Consider the following 19,137-nt stretch of genomic DNA (forward strand, 5'->3'; position numbering starts at 1 on the left):
GTCCTCGATGTCGGCCTTGGCCGCCAGGTCGACGACTCTCTGCGCTGTCGGCGAGATGTTCGGGGTGCTGCTACCGCCCGCTGGTTCGGAAGCTGGCGGGCAGTAGCGGCAGTAGCGGTGTGGCTCGATAGGCCCGAATATCCGTAAGGAAGGTGCTCGCTCTCATATGTGCTGATATGCCTCGCCTCGCGAACCTTGGGATGCTTCCTGAGGTAATCCCTCAATTCGAGCCACTCTTTATGCTCATAACGCTTCGAAATCGTTTCCCCGTCGACAGTTTCCTTCACATAATGGTATGTTCGAACGCCTTCGAACTTGCCGAACCCGTTCTCGACGCTGAAGTTTCTGAACCAGCGCGAAAACCCATTCAGGTCCATGAAGTTGACTTGGGGATGCCTGTCTTTCGTTCGTTCGAATGAGTGGACGAGCGGAGTGCCTTTGACTTGTTCCAGGCCGAAGGCTTCCATTTCGCGGGCCTGCTCCTTTTTCCAGAATTCGAGATACGACGTCAGCGTCTCGCTTATCGAGATCCTCCGCACGCTTTTCTTGCTTTTGGGCGAGCGAACGCTTCGATCGGCCGCGAACTGCTGCTCAATGAGGATGCTTCTGTTCTCGACGGAGACATCGGACCACGTCATCCCGAGGGCTTCTGCCCTTCTCATGTCGGTGTCGAGCATGAGCATCACGCATGTGATGTGCGCGTCCGGTTCTCGATTGAGTAGGATGTCGAGTAGGCGAGCGGCGTGATGGTTCCTTCGCGGTTGTCGTGGAACTTTTTTGCGTACGAGCCGACGGTGTCCCTCGATTTTTGGACGTAGGTGCCGCTGTTGAGTTCTGCCTTGTAGGCTTCGAGTGCGGCGTCGACCTCTCGGCTTTTGGTGGTATGTATGGTCTGCCACGGCGAATAGCGGTATTTGCCCGTGACCGGATCCTTGCCGAGGCTGTGACGGTAGCGCCACGTGTATTTGTCGCGGCGTTGCTTCGTTCCTTTGCCTATGACGAGAGGTCGGTCGTTCATCGTGTTCCTTGCCTGAAGTGCCTGAGAATCGCGCTCGGTTGCGCGGAATGGCGCAAAGGGCTGGGGCGGGCGGGCATTACCCTTGGTGGTGGGCCCTGCGTGGGGTCACACCCCAAGGGTAATGCTCCGCCTGACCGCTTTCAAGCTCGTTGTGGGTCGAATTTGGGTCGAATTATTCCGCGTACTTTTCTTTCGTAAATCTATGAAAACATCAAATGACCTGGAGTTATATTGACTTCAATTTGGGTCGAAATGTCTGAATGAAACAACGTCGTAGCGACCTCATAACCCGAAGGTCGGTGGTTCAAATCCGCCCCCCGCGACCATGAAACTTCAGGTCGGAAGCATAAAAGCTCCCGACCTTTTTCTTTGTCTAGGGGTTTCGGCATCTCTCGTTCTTTGGGTATCTCGAGGCGGGCAATCAGATAGATGCTTACGAGTATCATAGGGTCTTTTTACGTCGCGGTCGTGTCTCGTACTGGTGCGCCGCTCTTTGTGGGACGTGTCACTTTGCCATAGGTTGTCCGGCGGCGGGGCGCAGGTCGTTCCCCGTGGCGTCGCTCCTTTCGACGCTACGCTGCCTGGCTACTCGTTCCACTGGTGCTTTTTCATGTCGACGCAGCCGTTGTCTCGGAAGGCGACTCCTTCCTCCGTCAGTAGTGCTCGCTGGTCGGGGAAGTTTCGCGCGAGGCGTCCCGCGTGGTTGACGACGCGGTGGCAGGGATAATCGCCGTAGCGATCCGCCTCGCTCAGCACCGCTCCGACCAGGCGAGAGTTTTTCTCCCCGCCGATGAGGCGCGCTATCTGACCGTACGAGGCGACGTATCCCGCCGGAATCTCTGCCACGACGGAGAGAATCTCATAAACCAAATCTTCGTCCAGGACTTTTCCCATCGTATCGCTCCCGTGTTCGCTTTTGCCTTCGGGGGCGCGGCGCCGATCACCCGTGCTGCGATTTTCGCAGCTCCCCTTACCGAAGCATCGAGGGAAAGCGCGTGCGTGTCAAGGTTGTCTGGTCCAGTTCTGGCTCGATGCCTCGAGATGTTCGCCTCAAGTGCGACCTGCCCCTATTGGAAAAGGATGCCGAAGATGTATTTGGTGATGGCGGAGCGGCGGATGACCCCCACGAGTTTGCCCTCGTCATCAACCACAGGAAGCTTCTTGAACTTCTTCTTCGCCAGCAGCGCGGCGACGCGGGCGATGCTCTGCTCGGGACGGGCACACACTACCTGGCGCGTCGCGAAATCCATGACGCAGCGATCCTTCAGGTCTTCGATGCGCTGCTCAAGGCTCTGATCGTCGAAGTACAGCATGGACGCATCGCCGCCCGTGAAGATGGTGTGAGCGCGATGCTGCGCGATGGCTCCCATGACATCGCCGTCGGAGATGAACCCGACCACCTGGTTGCGCTCATCGATTACGGGCATGCTGCTCACCTCGTTTTCGGCGAGCATGCGCACCACGTCGGAAATCGTGCAATCCTGCGTGCAGGTGAACGGCTCTTCAATCATGATGCTCGAAACGGGCGTCCCCTCGAGCTCGAGCGGGATGCGCTCGGACAGAATCTCGGACATCGCTTATGCCTCCTTCGTTTTCGGTGCGGTTTTCTTGGTGCGCACGCTGAATATGGCGCAGATAAGGGAAACGAGGCCGATTGCCGCGCACACCTTGTAAGCGACGCCCGCGCCCACGGCGGTGGCTACTTGGATGCTCGCATCGACGCCGGCCGACGCGGTGACGCTTGTCATGACCGTGATGATGAGCGCCGTGCACAAACCGCCGGCGACCTGGCGGCCGGTGTTCGCGATGGCGTTGCCGTGGGCGATCATGTCATTTTTCAAGGCATTGACACCCCATGTGTTCACCGGCATGTTCGCGAGCGACTGGCCGGCGGACTGCAGCATGCAGAACAGCGCAACCACCAAGATGGGCGTGTTTACCGTCGAAAGCGAGAGCAGGAACAGGGCGCCGGTCATGAGGGCCAGGCCGACGATCGAGATGGCACGCGGACCGAACTTGTCGAACACCACGCCGGAGATAGGGCTGATGATGATGCCCACCGCCGCGGCGGGAAGCATGGCCATGCCGGTTTCGAAGGCCGAAGCGCCAAGCGAGGTTTGCAGCAGCAACGGCAACAGCGTGTTGGTGACCAGGCATGCGGCGTTGATGAGCGTGACGATGATGGCGGCCACGCGGAACTCGCGCGTCTTGAGCGTGCCCAGTTGAAGCAGCGGGTCCTCGATTTTGCCCTGGCGTACGACGAACAGCACCAAGCACACGACACCCGCGACGATCGAGCCGAGCACCACGGGGTTGCCCCAACCCATCGACGAGGCGCTCGAGAACCCGTAGAGAAGTCCGCCGAAGGCGATGGTGGAGAGGACGACCGAGGGCAGGTCGAGCTTGGGGTTCTTCAGCTCGCCCACGTTTTTCAGCATGAACACGCCCAGCACCAGCACGAGAATTGCGAGGGGGACGATGGCGCCGATCATGGTGCGCCAGCCGTACGTGTCGATCACCGCGCCGCCTACGACGGGGCCGACCGCGGGACCCGCCGACATGACGATGCCCGCCATGCCCATAGCCGTTCCTCGTTTCTCGACGGGGAACACCAGCATGGGAACCACCGAGACAAGCGGCATGAGCACGCCTGAGCCCGCCGCTTGCAACACGCGACCGATGATGAGGAACAGGAAATCAGGGGCTGCGGCGCACAGCAGCGTGCCCAGCGCGAACACCAGCGTCGCCCCGAAGAATAGCGCGCGGGTGCTGAACTTGTCGATAAGGAACGCCGAAACGGGGACCATGATTCCGCTCACCAGCGGGTATATGGACATGATCCACTGGGCAGTCGAGGCATCGATGGCGAAATCGGACATGATGACCGGCAGCGCAGGCGACATCACCGTTTGGTTCAGTAGCGCCAAGAAGGCACCCAGGACGACGACCGCGACGATGCGGATCTGGGTACCGGTAATGCGCCCATTGGCGGGCACGACCGTACAATTATCAGACATAAGCTTCCTTCGTATCTATTCGATTCTTCGCCGAAGGCGCGCCGGCCCACGGGCGAAATAACATGCACGTGCTATGCGTGCATCAGATACGACAGGAAGAAAGCGGCTGCTCAGAGCGCACTTGGGGAACAACAGGAGAGGCCCCGTATACCAGGGGCCGCCGAATTGCGATGTATGCTTTGGTCAAATCCTTCATAGCGGGGAGGTATTCTAGCAGCCGTCTTCGCCCCTTTCAAGGGATGTAACCCAGACGTTGATTTTCTTCACCGAGGCGCCATCGTTGACGGGTGGCGTGCTTCTCTGTCGCCACACCGCGGGGCGAGGGAACGCCGCGGCGAGCTTGTACATCGGCTATGTGTGCAGCTGCGAGCGTGTCGCCGGCGCGCGCTGGGCGCCAGTCCGATCCGGCCGACTCTTGCCGACGGTCGGTCGCCGTCCTCCTCCATCTCCGCCTGCTCTGTTTTTGCTCGGCTCCCTTGTCGTATCATGGACGGACGAGAATTGAGCGAAGGCGGTACGTATGAACATCCAGATATTCGGCACGAAGAAAAGCTTCGATACTAAGAAGGCGCAGCGCTATTTCAAGGAACGTCGTGTGAAGTTCCAGTTCATCGACTTGAAGGAAAAGGGGATGAGCAAAGGCGAGCTCGAAAGCGTGGCGCGCGCCGTCGGCGGGATCGACGCTGTGATCGATCCAAAGGCGAAAGATGCCGACACGGTTGCGCTCGTACAGTATCTTGCTGCCGACCAGAAGTTCGAAAAGGTGCTCGATAACCAGCAGATTCTTCGTGAGCCCATCGTTCGCAACGGCCGCCAGGCAACCGTTGGCTACGAGCCTGACGTGTGGAAGGGCTGGGAATAAAGCGGCTGGGAATAAAGTGAAGCGCCCACGCCCGTGGTTTTATCCACGGACGCGGGCGCTTGCGTAAGACGTCTCTTGTCGTTTGAGTGGAGCGCCCCGGCGGCGCTGAACAACGCGCCCCGGTGACGTGGCTGAACTCGGGGCTCTTTGTGCCGCACATCTATGAGAGGAGAAATTCGATGCGTACGTGCGCTACTCCATGTAGCCACCCTGAATGGCGGAAACTGCATGCTCGGTAAAGAACTTGAGCGTGCCGGAGGTGTAACGATTAGCCTTGGGCTTCCAAGCGGCTCGGCGCTCGGCCAGGACGGCGTCGACCTCGGCCGGCTCCATCTCCTTGCCGGCGATGCCCCACGATGGACAGCGAGCGCTCGGGGATGTTGATTCGGATAAGGTCGCCCTCCTCAATCAGGGCAATCGGACCGCCCACAGCGGCCTCGGGCGAAACGTGACCGATAGCCGGGCCCTTGGAGGCGCCGGAGAAGCGGCCGTCAGTGATCAGGGCAATGCTCGCGCCCAGCTCGGGGTCGCTGGCGATAGCTTCGGTGGTGTAGAACATCTCGGGCATACCGGAACCCTTGGGTCCCTCATAGCGAATGATAACGGCATCGCCGGGCTTGACCTCGTGCGTCAGGACGGCGTGAATGGCGTCCTCCTCGCAGTCGAACGGACGGGCCTTGAGCGTAGCCTGGAACATCTCGCGCGGAACGACGGTGTGCTTGACGACCGCGCCCTCGGGAGCAAGATTGCCGTGGAGGATGGCGATGGAACCGTCGGTGCCGAAGGCCTGGTCAAACGGACGGATGATGTCCTCGCGCTTGAGATTCCACTTCTCAAGGTAACGACCGCACTTCTCGTAGTAACCGTTGTTCTTGAGGTCCTCGAGGCTCTCGCCGAGAGTCTTGCCGGTGGCGGTCATAACGTCGAGGTGGAGCATCGACTTGATCTCCTCCATGATGCGCGGCACGCCGCCCGCATAGTAGAAGAACTGCGCCGGCCACTCGCCTGCGGGGCGAACGTTGAGCAGGTAGTGGGCGCCACGGTGCAGGCGATCGAAATCGTCGGCGGACATCTCGATGCCAAACTCGCGGGCGATCGCGGGAATGTGCAGCAGCGAGTTGGTGGAACCGGAGATGGCGCCGTGGACCATGATGAGATTCTCGAAGGACTCCTTGGTCACGATGTCGCGGGGGCACAGGTTGTGCTCGGAGAGCCACACGGACTGACGGCCAGCCTCGCGCGCAAACTCACGCAGATCGGAGCTGGTTGCGGGCAGCAGAGCCGTGCCGGGGAGCATAAGGCCCAGGGCCTCGGCGGTAACCTGCATGGTCGAGGCGGTACCCATAAAGGAGCAGGCGCCGCAGCTGGGGCATGCGTTGTGCTTGGCAAACTCGAGCTCCTCGCGGGAAATCTCGCCGCGCTCATAGCGGGCCGAGATGGCGCCGAGCTGCTCCAGGGTCAACAGATCGGGACCGGCATCCATGACACCGCCGGTAACGACGATGGAGGGGATGTTGATGCGGCCCATGGCCATAAGGTTCGCAGGCAGGCCCTTATCGCAGCTGGCAACAAAGACGCCGGCGTCGAACGGGGTGGCCTTGGCATGAATCTCGATCATGTTGGCGATCATGTCGCGACTGGGCAGCGAGTAGTTGATGCCGTCGTGGCCCTGGGCCTCGCCGTCGCAGATATCGGTGCAGAAGTAACGGGCACCATGACCGCCAGCCTCGGCAACGCCGGCACGGACCTCCTCGACCAACTCAAACAGGCCGGCAGAACCCGGATGCGAGTCGCCGAACGTCGACTCGATAATGACCTGCGGCTTGTCCAGATCCTCGATGGACCAGCCAGAGCCCAGACGCAGCGGGTCCATCTCGGGGCTGATGGTGCGGAACTTGCCGGAACGCGGCTGCAGCTTGGCAACCAGGTCGGCTGCCTCCTGCTGAATCTGTGCCTTGGTCTTCTCGTCCATGATGCTCTCCTCTTTTGATTTGAACGGTTGTGCCAATCGCTGGTTAATGAATCAGGTGTAAATGGGTACCGAGCGATGCGCTCGGCAAAAGATGCTTAGCCACGCGAACTAGGCGAAGAACGAAATCACCAGGGCGCAGGCAAGACCCGAAAGGCCGATGAGCGTCTCCATAACGGTCCCGGACTTGAGGGTGGTCTTCTCGTCAATCTCCAGGAACGAGGAGCACATCCAAAAACCGGCATCGTTGACGTGCGAGAGGGCCGTGGCACCGCCGCAGATAGCACGCATGGCGGCCGAGCGCGCAACCAACGACCAGGTCGTCTGTATCAAAGAGCTCTGCGACGAATCCGAGCGCCTGGCCGAGGCCGGTGAGGATTACTCCGCCGCCGACACCGCGTTCCACAATGCCATTGCCGAGAGCTCCGGAAACCTCGTCGTTCCCCGCCTGATGGGCGTGTTCAAGGCATCCGTCCCCCTCTTTATCGACGTGACCGGCAAAAAGCTCGTCGAGGAAACTATCCGCATGCACCGCGATGTGGCCGACGCCATCGCCGCGCGCAATCCCACCGCCGCGCACGACGCGATGTATCTGCACCTGGTGTATAACCGCAACATGATTGCGGAGGGAGCAGAAGCAAAAGGCATTTAGGGCCCGACAATAATCTTTCTTTGGCAAAACGCAGGCGGCGGCTGCCCAACACACAGGGCAGCCGCCGCTTTTTGCAATCGATTGGTGCAAAGGGGTTGACTAGAGCTCGCAGGCAACCTTGTAGCCGTCGCCGATGGCATCGCGGATGTTGCCGCACTTGTTGGCGTCGCCCAGCACGTGGGTGGTAACGCCGGCAGCGGCAAGGTCGTCGGCCAGCTTGGTATTGGGACGATAGCCCATGGCAAGCACCAGTGTATCGGCACCGGCGATGGTGTGGACCTCGCCGTCCTTCTCGTAGCTGATGGTGTCCTCTGTGATTTCGGTCACCTTGGCCTCGGTCAGCACGTGGACACCCTTGGAGAGCATGCGCGTGATGAGCACCGCGCGACCGGCGCCGCCCTCGTTGGCGGCGAGCGTCTTGGTCATCTCGATGACGGTGACATCGCGGTTGGCCGGCGACAGGTCGTTGACCAACGGGGCCAGGTAATCGGCCGTCTCGCAGCCAACGGTGCCGCCGCCCACAATGACGATCTTCTTGCCCGGGAAAGCCTTGCCACCCAGCAGGTCATCGGCCGTCATAACCTGCTTAAAGCCCTGCATGAAGGCCGGAGCGATGGGCTCGGCGCCATAAGCCAGGACGACCTCGTAGCCCGCGTAGTCACGCTGAATGTCCTCGGCCGAAAGCTCGGTACCAAAGACGCACTTCACGCCCGCCTCAGCAAGACGGCGATACTGGTATTTGATCACGCGGGTGAGTTCCTGCTTTGCCGGCGGAACGGCTGCGATGCGCATCTCGCCGCCCGGCTCATCCTGCTTATCCACGAGCACCACGTTGTGTCCGCGCTTGGCGGCAATATAGGCAGCCTCCATACCCGCAGGACCAGCGCCCACAACGAGCACGTTCTTAGCCTCGGCGGCAGGCTCGTAACCAGCCTCGTCGCGTTCCACGTCCGGGTTGACGGTGCAGGAGATGCGCTTGCCGAACATAATGCCGTTCAGGCAGCGCAGGCAACCGATGCAGGGACGGATGTCGTCGGCGTTGCCGGCAGCGGCCTTGTTGCAGAACTCGGCATCGCACAGATTGGCGCGGCCCATCATGCAGATGTCGGCAGCGCCGTCCTCGATCAGCTCCTCGGCGATCCAGGCCTCGTTAATACGTCCGACAGTGGCGACGGGAATGTTGACGTGCTTTTTGATCTCGCGCGAGCAGGCGGCATGCGAGGCCTGCTGGGTACCGGCGGCGGGAATCGCGGAGCCGCGCTTGATGGTGGTACCGCCCGACACGTGAATCATGTCGACACCGGCCTTCTCCAGACGACGCGAGACGTAGATCATGTCGTTGAGGGTCAGGCCGCCATCGGTGTACTCATCGCCCGAGATACGGACGTCGATGATGAAGTCCTTGCCGCAGCGCTCGCGAATCTCGGCGATGACCTCGAGCAAGAAGCGCATGCGGGCGTCGAGCGAGCCGCCGTACTCGTCGGTGCGTTTGTTGTAGAGCGGAGTCAAAAAGCCGCCGAGCATACCGTGGGCGTGCGCCGCATGGACCTCGACGCCATCGACACCGGCCTTCTGCATACGCACGGCAGCGTCGCCAAACTGATGCGTGAGCTCGTGAATCTCATCGACCGTGATGGGGCGCGGCGCCTCGCGGGCATAGGACGGGCCCACAAAGGACGGAGCGATCAGGCGCGGCGTACCCGGAATGTTAAAGGCCATGTAGGCGGGGTGGAAGAGCTGCGGCATGATCTTGCAGCCGTACTCGTGGACGGCTGCGGCGAGCTTTTCCCAGCCGGGGATAAACGTGTCGTCGTAGCAGCACATGTCACCCGGCAGATAGGTATAGGTGGGCTCGACCGTCACGACCTCGGTAATGATGAGGCCCACGCCGCCCTTGGCGCGGGCACGGTAATGATCGACCAAGTCGTCGGTCACATAGCCGTGATCGGCCAGGTTGGTGGACACCGGCGGCATAAAGACGCGGTTCTTGACCTCGGTCGTACCGACCTTGATCGGGCTAAAGAGCATCGGGTAGGCGGATGACTCCATACAGGCTTCCTTTCGTTTGAGCCGCTCGGCGGCAGTTGCTAACGTACCTATCGTATCAGTATCCGCCGCATTCGCACTCGCTCGCACTCCCCACCTTCAATCCCGACCCTCACAAAAAAGTTGCGGTGGAGTACGGAGTAGATAAGGCTTTTGACAGCCAAAACAGTCCGTATTTCACCGCAACTGATGGGCGGGGTGGAATTGAGGGCTCAGATAGTCAGTCACGCCCTCATCCGCCACTCCCTCACCTACAGCGCGCCGTCCAGCATAAGGTTCACCTTGAGCACGTTGACCGTGGGCTCGCCGAAGACGCCCAGGAATCGGCCTTTGGTGCACTGGGCGATGATCTCGCGCACCTCACCTTCGCTCTTGCCCGTGGCCTTGGCAAGGCGCGGGACCTGGTACTCGGCGGCATCCGGAGAGATCTCCGGGTCGAGGCCGGACCCCGAACACGTCACCAGGTCGACGGGCACAGCGTCCATATCGGCATCGGGGTTAGCGGCGCGGATCTTCTCGACGCGCGCGTCCACAAGCTGTCGGTACTCCTCACTCGCCGGAGACAAATTGGACGGAGCGCCGTAGGCCATGGGCTCGCCGTCGTCGCCTTCGACAATTGACACGTTCTGGATGCGGCCCCACATATGGCCCTCATCCTCGAAGTTCTGGCCGATGAGCTCGGAGCCCACAACCTTGCCGTCGACCTTGATGAGCGAACCGTTCGCCTGGTACGGAAACGCAAGCTGCGCGATGCCGGTCACGACGAGCGTATAGCCCAGGCCGCAGACAACGGTAAACAGCGCGAACACGCCCAGTGCGCGCGATGCAACACCTTTGAACATACAAACCTCCACTTACATAATGCCGCAGAACGCGAGCAGCATGTCGATGAGCTTGATGAATACGAACGGGGCAACGATGCCGCCCAGACCCCACACGAGCAGGTTGTGGATCAGCAGCTGTCCGGACGGCACCTCGCGGTACTTAACGCCCTTCAGCGCGGCCGGGATCAGCGCGACGATAACGAGCGCGTTATAGATGATGGCCGAAAGAACCGCGGACAGCGGGCTTGCCAGACCGAGGATGTTGAGCGCGCCAAGGCCCGGGTAGATCGGCGAGAACAGGGCCGGGATGATAGCGAAGTACTTCGCCATGTCGTTGGCGACCGAGAAGGTCGTGAGCGAACCGCGGGTCATGAGCAGCTGCTTGCCGATACGCACGACCTCGATGAGCTTGGTGGGGCTGGAGTCGAGGTCGACCATATTGCCGGCCTCCTTGGCAGCCTGGGTGCCCGTGTTCATGGCCACGGCGACATCCGCCTGCGCCAGCGCCGGCGCGTCGTTGGTGCCGTCGCCGGTCATGGCGACCAGGTGGCCCTCACGCTGGAACTCGCGGATCTTCTCGAGCTTGCCCTCAGGGGTGGCCTCGGCCAGGAAGTCGTCAACGCCGGCCTCGGCGGCGATTGCCGCGGCGGTGAGCGGGTTGTCGCCCGTCACCATGATGGTCTTGATGCCCATCATGCGCAGGTCGGCGAACTTCTCCTTAACGCCGGACTTGATGATGTCCTTGAGGTACACAACGCCCAGCACGCGGCAGTTCTTGGTCACGACCAGCGGGGTGCCGCCGGCCTTGGCGATGCGCTCGACGGCCTCGTCGCACTCCTGGGAGAACACGCCGCCGGCTGCCTCCACATAGGTGCGCACGGAATCGGCAGCGCCCTTGCGGATCTCATTGCCCTCGTAGTTCACACCGGACATGCGGGTCGCCGCGGTGAAGGGGATGAACTCCATACCCTTATCCTCGAGTGTGCGGCCGCGCAGACCGAACTGCTCCTTGGCGAGCACGACGATGGAACGGCCTTCGGGGGTCTCGTCGGCCAGCGAGGAAAGCTGGGCGGCATCGGCCAGCTCCGCGGAATCGATGCCGTCGACCGGGATGAACTCGGCGGCTTGGCGGTTACCCAGGGTGATGGTGCCGGTCTTGTCGAGCATGAGGATGTCGACGTCGCCGGCGGCCTCGATGGCGCGGCCGGACATGGCCAGCACGTTGGCCTCGTTCAGACGGCTCATGCCGGCGATGCCGATGGCGGAAAGAAGGGCGCCGATGGTGGTAGGAGCCAGGCACACGAGCAGCGCCACGAGCGTGGTCACGGCCGTGGGGTTGTCCATGTCGTTAAGACCGACCGAGAAGCAGGAGTAACAATACAGGGCCAGCGTGACCAGGATAAAGACGATGGAGAGGGCCACCAGGAAGATCTCCAGAGCGATCTCGTTAGGGGTCTTCTTGCGCGCGGCACCCTCGACCATCGCGATCATTTTGTCCAGGAAGCTCTGGCCGGGCTCACTGGAGATCTTGACGATGATCCAGTCGGACAGCACCGTGGTACCGCCGGTAACGGCAGAGCGGTCGCCGCCGGCCTCGCGGACCACGGGGGCGGACTCGCCGGTGATGGCGGACTCGTCAACGGAAGCAGCGCCCTCGATGACGTCGCCGTCGCCGGGAATCTGCTCGCCGGCGCGTACGATCACCAGGTCGCCGCGCATGAGCTCGGTGCCGGGAACGACGGTGAAGTGCTCCTTGTCCTCAACGGACTCGATGCGATGGGCCTCGACATCCTTCTTGGCCGCACGCAGGGAATCGGCCTGGGCCTTACCGCGGCCCTCGGCAAGCGCCTCGGCGAAGTTCGAGAACAGGTCGGTAAGCCACAGGATGACCGCGATGGCGACCACATAGTAGGTGGGCACACCCGCGTCCTGCACACCGAAAATGGAAGCGACGGCCAGGACGGAGGTCATGACGGCGGAAAGCCACACCAGGAACATGACCGGGTTTTGAATCTGGACGCGAGGATCCAGCTTGGCAAACGAGTCGCGGACCGCGCGGCCCATCATGTCTTTTTGCATAGTCATAAATCTGCGCCCTCCTTTACGCAATCATCTGGAAGAACTCGGCAACGGGGCCAAGCGCCAGGGCCGGAAAGAAGCTCAGGGCACCGATCAGCAGAACGATGAACACGAGCAGGAATACGAACATGCCGTTGGTGGTAGACAGGGTACCGGCGCTCTCGGCGACCTTGCCCTTCTTGGCCAGCGAGCCGGCGATAGCCAGCGTACCGATGATGGGCATGAAGCGAGCGAACAGCATCTCGAGGCCGAGCATGACGTTGATCCAGGGAATGTTGCAGTTCATGCCTGCAAACGCCGAGCCGTTGTTGCCGCCGCATGAGGTGAAGGCATACAGCGCCTCGGAGAAGCCGTGCGCGCCACCATTGTTGAGCTGGTCGGCAAGACCGGGCACCATGCAGGCGATGGCCGAGCACACCAGAATGGCAAACGGAGTTGCCAAGCACAGGACAACTGCCCAGCGCATCTCGCCCGGCTCGATCTTCTTGCCCAGGAACTCAGGTGTGCGTCCGACCATGAGGCCGGCGATGAACACTGTGAGGATGGCGAAGCCGATCATGCCGTACAGGCCGCAGCCCACGCCGCCGAAGACGACCTCGCCCAGAGCAATCTGGAGCATCTGGACAAAACCGCCCAGCGGGGTGTAGGAGTCGTGCATGGAGTTAACCGAGCCGTTGGAAGCAGCCGTCGTGAAAGCGGACCAGGTAGAAGAGGAGGCGATACCGAAACGGCTCTCCTTGCCCTCCATATTGCCGCCGGCCTGGCCGTCGGTCATCTCGATATTGACCGCTCCGCCATCGGCCAGCTGCGGGGTGCCCGCATGCTCGTTGACGGCGATGATGCCGGTGAAGATCACCAGCAGGATGAACATGGCGGCAAAGATGGCCTTGCCCTGCTTGGTGTTCTTGACGCCGATACCGAAAGCGAAGCAACAGGCGGCCGGGATCAGCAGCAGGCTGGTCATCTCGATGATGTTGGTGAAGGCACTGGGGTTCTCATACGGATGGGCGGAGTTCACGCCGAAGAAGCCGCCGCCGTTGGTGCCGGACTGCTTGATGGCGACCTGAGGAGCCGCGGGACCCTGGGGCAGGAACTGCTCGGTGACCACGCGCGCGCCCTCGACAACCTTGCCGTCGACCTTGACCGTGTCGCCCTCAATCTGGGCGCCGTCGATGACGCTCCAGCCGCCGTCTGCATTAGGCTGAACAGCGACGGGTTCTACGAGCTCAGCCTTCTGAGCCGGCTGGAAGTTGGAGATGACGCCACCGGCAGCCAGGCAGATGCCGAACACGAGGTTCAGCGGGATGAGCACGTACAGGACGGTGCGGGTGAGGTCGACCCAGAAGGAACCCAGACCCTGCTCCTTGACCTGACGGAAGCCGCGGATCAGCGCGAACATGACCGCGATACCGGTGCCAGCGGAAACGAAATTCTGCACAGTGAGACCCATGAACTGCACAAGGTAGGACAGGGTGGTCTCACCGGAGTAGGACTGCCAGTTGGTGTTGGTTATGAAGGAAGCAGCCGTATTGAACGACAGGTCCCATGACACACCCGGCAGGTGCTGGGGATTGCCCGGCAAGAAGGACTGAAGCGCCTGGAGTGCCACAAGAGCCACGAGGCCGATCCCCGAAAAGACCAGCACGCTTGCCAGATAGCGCCTACACCCCATCTGCTCTGCCGCGTCGATGCGAAGCAGACGATAGACGCCACGCTCCACAGGAGCAATCACAGGCGACAGGAACGTATGCTCACCATCCATGATATGGGCCATGAACCGACCGAGCGGAACGGCCAGGACGACGAGCACGGCAAAGTACAAGATGTACTGAATCGCAGCGTCCATAGTTTACGAATCACTCCTCATCAGAATGTAGATGTAATAGATAAAGAGTCCAATGCAGACGACTCCGATGATGGGAATGAGGATGTCCATTTACCGCCCCTTTCACGCGCGGTCCGATGTCTCGGACGCCTGCTCTCGCAAGCGTCTGGGGACAGTAAACGCTTCTAGGGATTAAAGAGGCGTGAGGGCCGGGGCTCACGTCCTTAAGATGCCGTAAAGATGCAGGTAGAAAGCACTATTGCGGCTGCAGTGCGCCTATACTCGACCTCACGAGCATACAGTGGCGTCCTCACCGCGTATGCACGCATGGACAACGCTTCAGAAAGGCTACGCTATGCAGCGCGACGCATCGGACACTCGCGTCAATCCAGACCTCATCCTCAAGGCAATTGAGAAAGACGAGGTCGCCGATGACGCTCGAACCAGCCGGGGACACCTCAAGATTTTCTTTGGCTACGCTGCTGGCGCAGGCAAAACCTATGCGATGCTTCAAGCCGCCCACGCCGCCAAGCGGCGAGGTGTCGACGTCGTCGCGGGATACATCGAGCCGCACGAACGTCCGGCAACTGCCCATCTTGCACAAGGGCTTGAGAACGTGCCCTGTAAACTCATCGAGCACAACGGCATTGCGCTCAGCGAGTTCGATCTAGATGCGGCTATCGAACGCGCCCCTCAGCTCATCCTTGTCGACGAGCTCGCCCATACAAATGCGCCGGGGTCTCGCCACGACAAACGCTATCAAGACGTCGAGGAACTTCTACATGCGGGCATCGACGTCTATACGACCGTGAACGTTCAGCATATCGAGAGCCTAAACGACATGGTTGCATCCATCACCGGCGTTGTCGTGAGCGAACGAATCCCCGACCGTATCTTCGATGATGCCGACCAGGTCGAGCTCGTCGACATAGAGCCCGAAGACCTACTTGAGCGCCTTCGCGCCGGCCTCGTCTACCGTCCCGCACAAGCCGACCGAGCGCAACAGCATTTTTTTACCGTCGAGAACCTCACCGCACTCCGAGAAATCGCGCTGCGCCGCTGCGCCGATCGCACCGGTCACCTCACAGACGCCGCACGCGTGCTGGGAAACCGTGACTACTACACCAGGGAGCGTATCTTAGTCTGTGTCTCCCCGGCGCCGACCAATCCCCGCATCGTCCGTGCCGCCGCACGCATGGCGAAAGCGTTTCGCAGCGAGCTCGTCGCCCTGTTCGTAGAGAGCCCGCGCACGCAAGCCATGAGCGATGATGAGCGCGCCAAGCTTGCAGCCAATATCGCCCTAGCCGAGCAGCTCGGAGCACATATGGAAACCGTCTATGGCGACGACATCGCGTTTCAGATCTCCGAGTTCGCGCGCCTGTCGGGTATTTCGAAGATCGTCATGGGGCGCACGGGCGAGCGCAGCAGCGTCCGTCAGGCCCTCTTCGGCCGCAAATCTCTCGTAGAACAGCTCATAACATTCGCCCCGAACCTCGACATTTACATCATTCCAGACCAGTCGACTCCGCCCTCCCGGCCCAAAGGACGCCGCCGTGCGCTCGCCCTGCAGCCGCCCAGCAGCCGAAACGTGCTTCGCACGCTGGCTCTCTCTCTTGTCGCCACGGCGATCGGCACGGCTTTCCGCCATCTGGGATTTGCCGATTCCAGCATCATATCCCTCTATATCCTCACGGCCCTGCTGACCGCCGTCACCACGACGGGGCGTATCTGCACGATCGTATCGAGCGTGCTCTCTGTAGTGCTTTACAACTTCTGCTTCGTCACGCCTCTGTTTTCGCTCGCCAGCTATGACCGAAGCTATCTGGTCACGTTCGGCATCATGTTCGCTACCGCTATGGTCGCCGGCGAGTTAACTGCGCGCATCGCCGACAACGCCCGTACCTCCGCCGAGAACGCATTCAAAACGCGCGTACTCCTCGAAACGAACCAGCTCTTGCAGCAAGCCCATAGCGCGGAGGAGTGCGCCCGCGTCGCCATGAACCAACTCGTCAAACTGCTAAAACTCGACGTGGTCTTCTACCCCGCCGAACACGGCACGCTCGGCAAAGCGCTCTATGAGTCCGCTGGCACCGAAAACCGATCCGCGTCGCTGCTCACCGACTACGAGCGCGCCGTTGCAACCTGGACCTACACCAACAACAAGCGCGCGGGCGCAAGCACGCGGACCCTGCCTGAGGCGCGCTGTCTCTACCTCGCGGTTCGCACCGGCGACAAGGTATTCGGTGTCATCGGCATCGCCCTAGAGGGGCGCGAGATCGAAGCCTTCGAGCATTCGATCGTCCTATCTATCGTAGGTGAATGCGCCTTGGCGCTCGAAAGCGACCGGGCGGCGCAAGAGCGCGAAGAGGCTGCGGTCTTGGCGAAAAACGAGCAGCTGCGCGCCAACCTTTTGCGCTCCATCGGCCACGATTTGAGGACACCCCTCACGGCTATATCCGGATCTGCGGCAATCCTTCGGAAGAGCGACGAGAAGCTCAGCCTCGAACAACGCTGCGATCTTGCCGATGCCATCTACGACGACTCCCTCTGGCTTATCGATACCGTGGAAAACCTCCTCGCCATCACACGCGTCGAGGACGGCACCATTCGCCTCAACTTAACATCCGAGCTCATCGACGAGGTCATCGAGGCCGCCCTCAGCCATGTCGCCCAAGCATCGCATGGACGTGCCGTCACCATCGAGCACACTGACGACATCCTGCTGGTACGCATCGACGTCCATCTCATCATGCAGGTGCTTACGAATCTCATCATGAACGCCTTCAAATACACGCCCGAGGACTCGACTGTCACCATCAGCGCACGTCGCGAGGGTGAGTTCATCGTGGTGGACGTCGCAGACGATGGGCCGGGTGTAGCAGACTGCGACAAGCCTCATATCTTTGAGCGCTTCTTCACCTCAAGCAATACGCGGCCCGTGGATTCGCGTCGAAGCATCGGCCTTGGGCTGTCGCTCTGCCGCTCCATCGTGGAGGCGCATGGCGGCGTCATCGAAGTTCGCGACAACCACCCCCATGGGGCCGTCTTCCGTTTTACCCTACCCGCCGAGGAGATCGAGATTCATGAATAATGCCGCTAAGCCACGCATCCTCCTGGTCGAAGATGACCTGACCGTTCAAAACCTCGTTTCGACCGCGCTTGACCTCCACGGCTATGTCGTGAGCAAGGTTTGCAACGGCCAGGCCGCCATCATGGATGCGGTGTCGCACGGCCCCAGCCTCATCATGCTCGACCTCGGCCTTCCCGACATTGACGGTATCGAGGTCATCACGAAGATCCGAAGCTGGTCGGCAGTCCCCATTATCGTCATTTCGGCGCGCACCGAAGATTCCGACAAGATTGCAGCACTTGACGCAGGGGCAGACGACTACCTCACCAAGCCCTTTTCTGTGGATGAGTTGCTCGCGCGCGTCCGTGCGAATTTGAGGCGCTCCTCGATGGCGTCAAGCGAGTCGACAGAAGCGAGCACGTTCGACAACGGTCCGCTGCATATCGACTACGCCGCGGGATACGCGACGAAAGACGGACGCGAGCTCTCGCTTACCCCAACCGAGTACAAATTGCTCGTCCTTCTAGCGAAAAACGTCGACAAGGTGCTCACCCACACCTTCATCACCCGCGAGATATGGGGCACGAGCTGGGACAGCGATCTGGCGAGCCTGCGCGTGTTCATGCGCACCCTGCGCAAGAAGATCGAGGCAGACCCCTCTCACCCCAAGATGATTCAGACGCACATGGGTGTCGGGTACCGCATGCAGCGTCTCTAGCCCACCCCACAAAAAGTGAAAAACACCCCGCGAACGGATGCTCGCGAGGCGCTTAGATGTCTGGACCTTATTTGATACCGCGGCCCAAGTCTTCGGCGATTTTGTCTACGCCCTTAAGTGCGGCGCACGTCTTTTTGTTGGAGCAATGCCCCGTGCAAACGCTACCCTGAGCGCAGTCGGCGCAGGCGCCCTTGCGGTAGATGCGCACGCATACCGCGACAAACGCAACGCCGATAACAGCCAGTACAACAATATCGATAGGTGCCATAGCAAGCCTCCTCTAGTTAACCATCACTTACTTTACCCCATTCTCCACCTACCAAATAGGGACGGTTTATTTTGGTCGGTTTTATCTGCGGAAACGCCATATCTCCCCCACCAAAAAGCCCGAGTGTCGCTGGGACACCCGGGCTCGTGGAAAGGGGTTAATCCTTATTCGGACTTAAGCGGAAACTGCGGCGGAAGCAGTGTTGGTCTCGTCCTCGTCGGTCCATGCATGCTTGGGCATGGGACGGAAGATCTGGAAGAGCATCGCAACCAGCAGCACGATGGCCACAATCGTCCAGATACCAAACTGTCCAAGAACAAGCAAGTTGTAGAACTGGTTGATGAACAGGCCGATGACCCAAGCGAAGGCGCACTCGTAGCCGATGGCAATCGCGGTCCACTTGCCGGAGTCCATCTGGTTGCGGATAGTGCCCATGGCGGCAAAGCACGGAGCGCACAGCAGGTTGAAAGCGCCAAAGGCAACGCAAGCGCCCATAGTCGGGAACATGCCGGCAAACGCGGTCCACAGGCTCGGGTCGGTCTCGGCGGCGTCGGCAACGGACAGCAGCGAGCCGGCGGTGGCGACGACGTTCTCCTTAGCGACGAGACCCGAGACGGTCAGCGCGGTGGCCTGCCAGGTGCTAAAGCCGAGCGGGGCGAAGATCCAAGCGACCAGGTTGCCAAGCATGGCAAGCACGGAGTAGTCCATGAACTCCTCGGGGATGCCGTCCATCGCAGGCAGGAAGCCAAAGGAACCGTTGTAGCTACCAAAGTTGGACAGGAACCAAAC

At 60.9% G+C, this 19,137-nt stretch carries 18 protein-coding genes; 4 read left to right on the forward strand and 14 right to left on the reverse strand.

The annotated features are described in order from the left end of the window. From ABHR76_RS06940 to ABHR76_RS06960, 5 genes are all read right to left on the reverse strand, one after another. On the reverse strand, positions 1 to 677 hold a 677-nt coding region (locus ABHR76_RS06940), incomplete at its 3' end, for a site-specific integrase (protein WP_229077193.1). Positions 678 to 682: 5 nt separating this feature from the next. After that, a complete protein-coding gene (locus tag ABHR76_RS06945; protein WP_006234743.1) occupies positions 683 to 1,018 on the reverse strand; it encodes a hypothetical protein in 336 nt (111 codons plus the stop codon). A gap of 585 nt (positions 1,019 to 1,603) precedes the next feature. Then, a complete protein-coding gene (locus ABHR76_RS06950; RefSeq protein ID WP_346977154.1) occupies positions 1,604 to 1,912 on the reverse strand; it encodes an MGMT family protein in 309 nt (102 codons plus the stop codon). A gap of 173 nt (positions 1,913 to 2,085) precedes the next feature. Further along, entirely contained in the window at positions 2,086 to 2,592 is a 507-nt protein-coding gene (locus ABHR76_RS06955; RefSeq protein ID WP_006234745.1) for a CBS domain-containing protein, read from the reverse strand. Positions 2,593 to 2,595: 3 nt separating this feature from the next. Continuing rightward, the gene (locus tag ABHR76_RS06960; protein ID WP_346977155.1) at positions 2,596 to 4,035 is read right to left on the reverse strand and encodes an MDR family MFS transporter; all 1,440 of its coding nucleotides are present in this window, start codon (positions 4,033 to 4,035) and stop codon (positions 2,596 to 2,598) included. A gap of 520 nt (positions 4,036 to 4,555) precedes the next feature. On the opposite strand from ABHR76_RS06960, the gene ABHR76_RS06965 reads away from it, so the two are divergent. Next, complete coding sequence (locus ABHR76_RS06965) at positions 4,556 to 4,897, forward strand: arsenate reductase family protein (RefSeq protein WP_006234747.1); 342 nt, start codon at positions 4,556 to 4,558, stop codon at positions 4,895 to 4,897. 192 nt (positions 4,898 to 5,089) lie between these two features. Here ABHR76_RS06965 and ABHR76_RS06970 read toward each other — a convergent pair whose 3' ends face one another. The 3 genes from ABHR76_RS06970 to ABHR76_RS06980 form a co-directional block, all read right to left on the reverse strand. Further along, complete coding sequence (locus ABHR76_RS06970) at positions 5,090 to 5,230, reverse strand: hypothetical protein (protein ID WP_346977156.1); 141 nt, start codon at positions 5,228 to 5,230, stop codon at positions 5,090 to 5,092. Continuing rightward, positions 5,166 to 6,869 (reverse strand): dihydroxy-acid dehydratase, encoded by a 1,704-nt coding sequence (gene ilvD, locus ABHR76_RS06975; RefSeq protein ID WP_346977157.1) that lies wholly within the window; start codon positions 6,867 to 6,869, stop codon positions 5,166 to 5,168. The genes ABHR76_RS06970 and ilvD overlap by 65 nt, the downstream gene beginning before the upstream one ends. A 108-nt stretch (positions 6,870 to 6,977) precedes the next feature. Beyond that, positions 6,978 to 7,157: a GntT/GntP/DsdX family permease gene (locus ABHR76_RS06980; protein WP_346977158.1), complete on the reverse strand. Its 180-nt coding sequence runs from the start codon at positions 7,155 to 7,157 to the stop codon at positions 6,978 to 6,980. Between ABHR76_RS06980 and ABHR76_RS06985 the strand changes: the two genes are divergently transcribed. Further along, complete coding sequence (locus ABHR76_RS06985; RefSeq protein ID WP_346977159.1) at positions 7,156 to 7,518, forward strand: FadR/GntR family transcriptional regulator; 363 nt, start codon at positions 7,156 to 7,158, stop codon at positions 7,516 to 7,518. The two genes, ABHR76_RS06980 and ABHR76_RS06985, sit on opposite strands and share 2 nt — an antisense overlap. 99 nt (positions 7,519 to 7,617) lie before the next feature. On the opposite strand, the gene ABHR76_RS06990 is transcribed toward ABHR76_RS06985, so the two are convergent. The 4 genes from ABHR76_RS06990 to kdpA all read right to left on the reverse strand — a co-directional run bounded on the left by ABHR76_RS06990 (position 7,618) and on the right by kdpA (position 14,313). After that, positions 7,618 to 9,567, reverse strand: a complete 1,950-nt coding sequence (locus tag ABHR76_RS06990; RefSeq protein ID WP_346977160.1) for an FAD-dependent oxidoreductase — start codon at positions 9,565 to 9,567, stop codon at positions 7,618 to 7,620. A gap of 248 nt (positions 9,568 to 9,815) precedes the next feature. Next, the gene (gene kdpC, locus ABHR76_RS06995) at positions 9,816 to 10,406 is read right to left on the reverse strand and encodes a potassium-transporting ATPase subunit KdpC (protein ID WP_196022539.1); all 591 of its coding nucleotides are present in this window, start codon (positions 10,404 to 10,406) and stop codon (positions 9,816 to 9,818) included. A gap of 12 nt (positions 10,407 to 10,418) precedes the next feature. Next, complete coding sequence (kdpB, locus tag ABHR76_RS07000) at positions 10,419 to 12,473, reverse strand: potassium-transporting ATPase subunit KdpB (RefSeq protein WP_346977161.1); 2,055 nt, start codon at positions 12,471 to 12,473, stop codon at positions 10,419 to 10,421. 16 nt (positions 12,474 to 12,489) lie between these two features. Continuing rightward, positions 12,490 to 14,313: a potassium-transporting ATPase subunit KdpA gene (gene kdpA / locus ABHR76_RS07005; RefSeq protein WP_346977162.1), complete on the reverse strand. Its 1,824-nt coding sequence runs from the start codon at positions 14,311 to 14,313 to the stop codon at positions 12,490 to 12,492. Between the two features lie 334 nt (positions 14,314 to 14,647). Between kdpA and ABHR76_RS07010 the strand changes: the two genes are divergently transcribed. Both ABHR76_RS07010 and ABHR76_RS07015 read left to right on the forward strand, forming a co-directional pair. Then, entirely contained in the window at positions 14,648 to 17,383 is a 2,736-nt protein-coding gene (locus ABHR76_RS07010; RefSeq protein WP_346977163.1) for an ATP-binding protein, read from the forward strand. Then, the gene (locus tag ABHR76_RS07015) at positions 17,376 to 18,080 is read left to right on the forward strand and encodes a response regulator (RefSeq protein WP_117583373.1); all 705 of its coding nucleotides are present in this window, start codon (positions 17,376 to 17,378) and stop codon (positions 18,078 to 18,080) included. Before ABHR76_RS07010 ends, ABHR76_RS07015 begins: the two co-directional genes overlap by 8 nt. 67 nt (positions 18,081 to 18,147) lie before the next feature. Here ABHR76_RS07015 and ABHR76_RS07020 read toward each other — a convergent pair whose 3' ends face one another. Next, entirely contained in the window at positions 18,148 to 18,348 is a 201-nt protein-coding gene (locus ABHR76_RS07020; RefSeq protein WP_346977164.1) for a hypothetical protein, read from the reverse strand. A gap of 174 nt (positions 18,349 to 18,522) precedes the next feature. After that, positions 18,523 to 19,137 (reverse strand): nucleoside recognition domain-containing protein (locus tag ABHR76_RS07025; RefSeq protein ID WP_346977165.1); only part of this gene is annotated, 615 nt, incomplete at its 5' end.

Origin of the sequence: Collinsella aerofaciens, assembly GCF_039752985.1 — a bacterium.
Lineage (GTDB): Bacteria > Actinomycetota > Coriobacteriia > Coriobacteriales > Coriobacteriaceae > Collinsella > Collinsella aerofaciens_BT.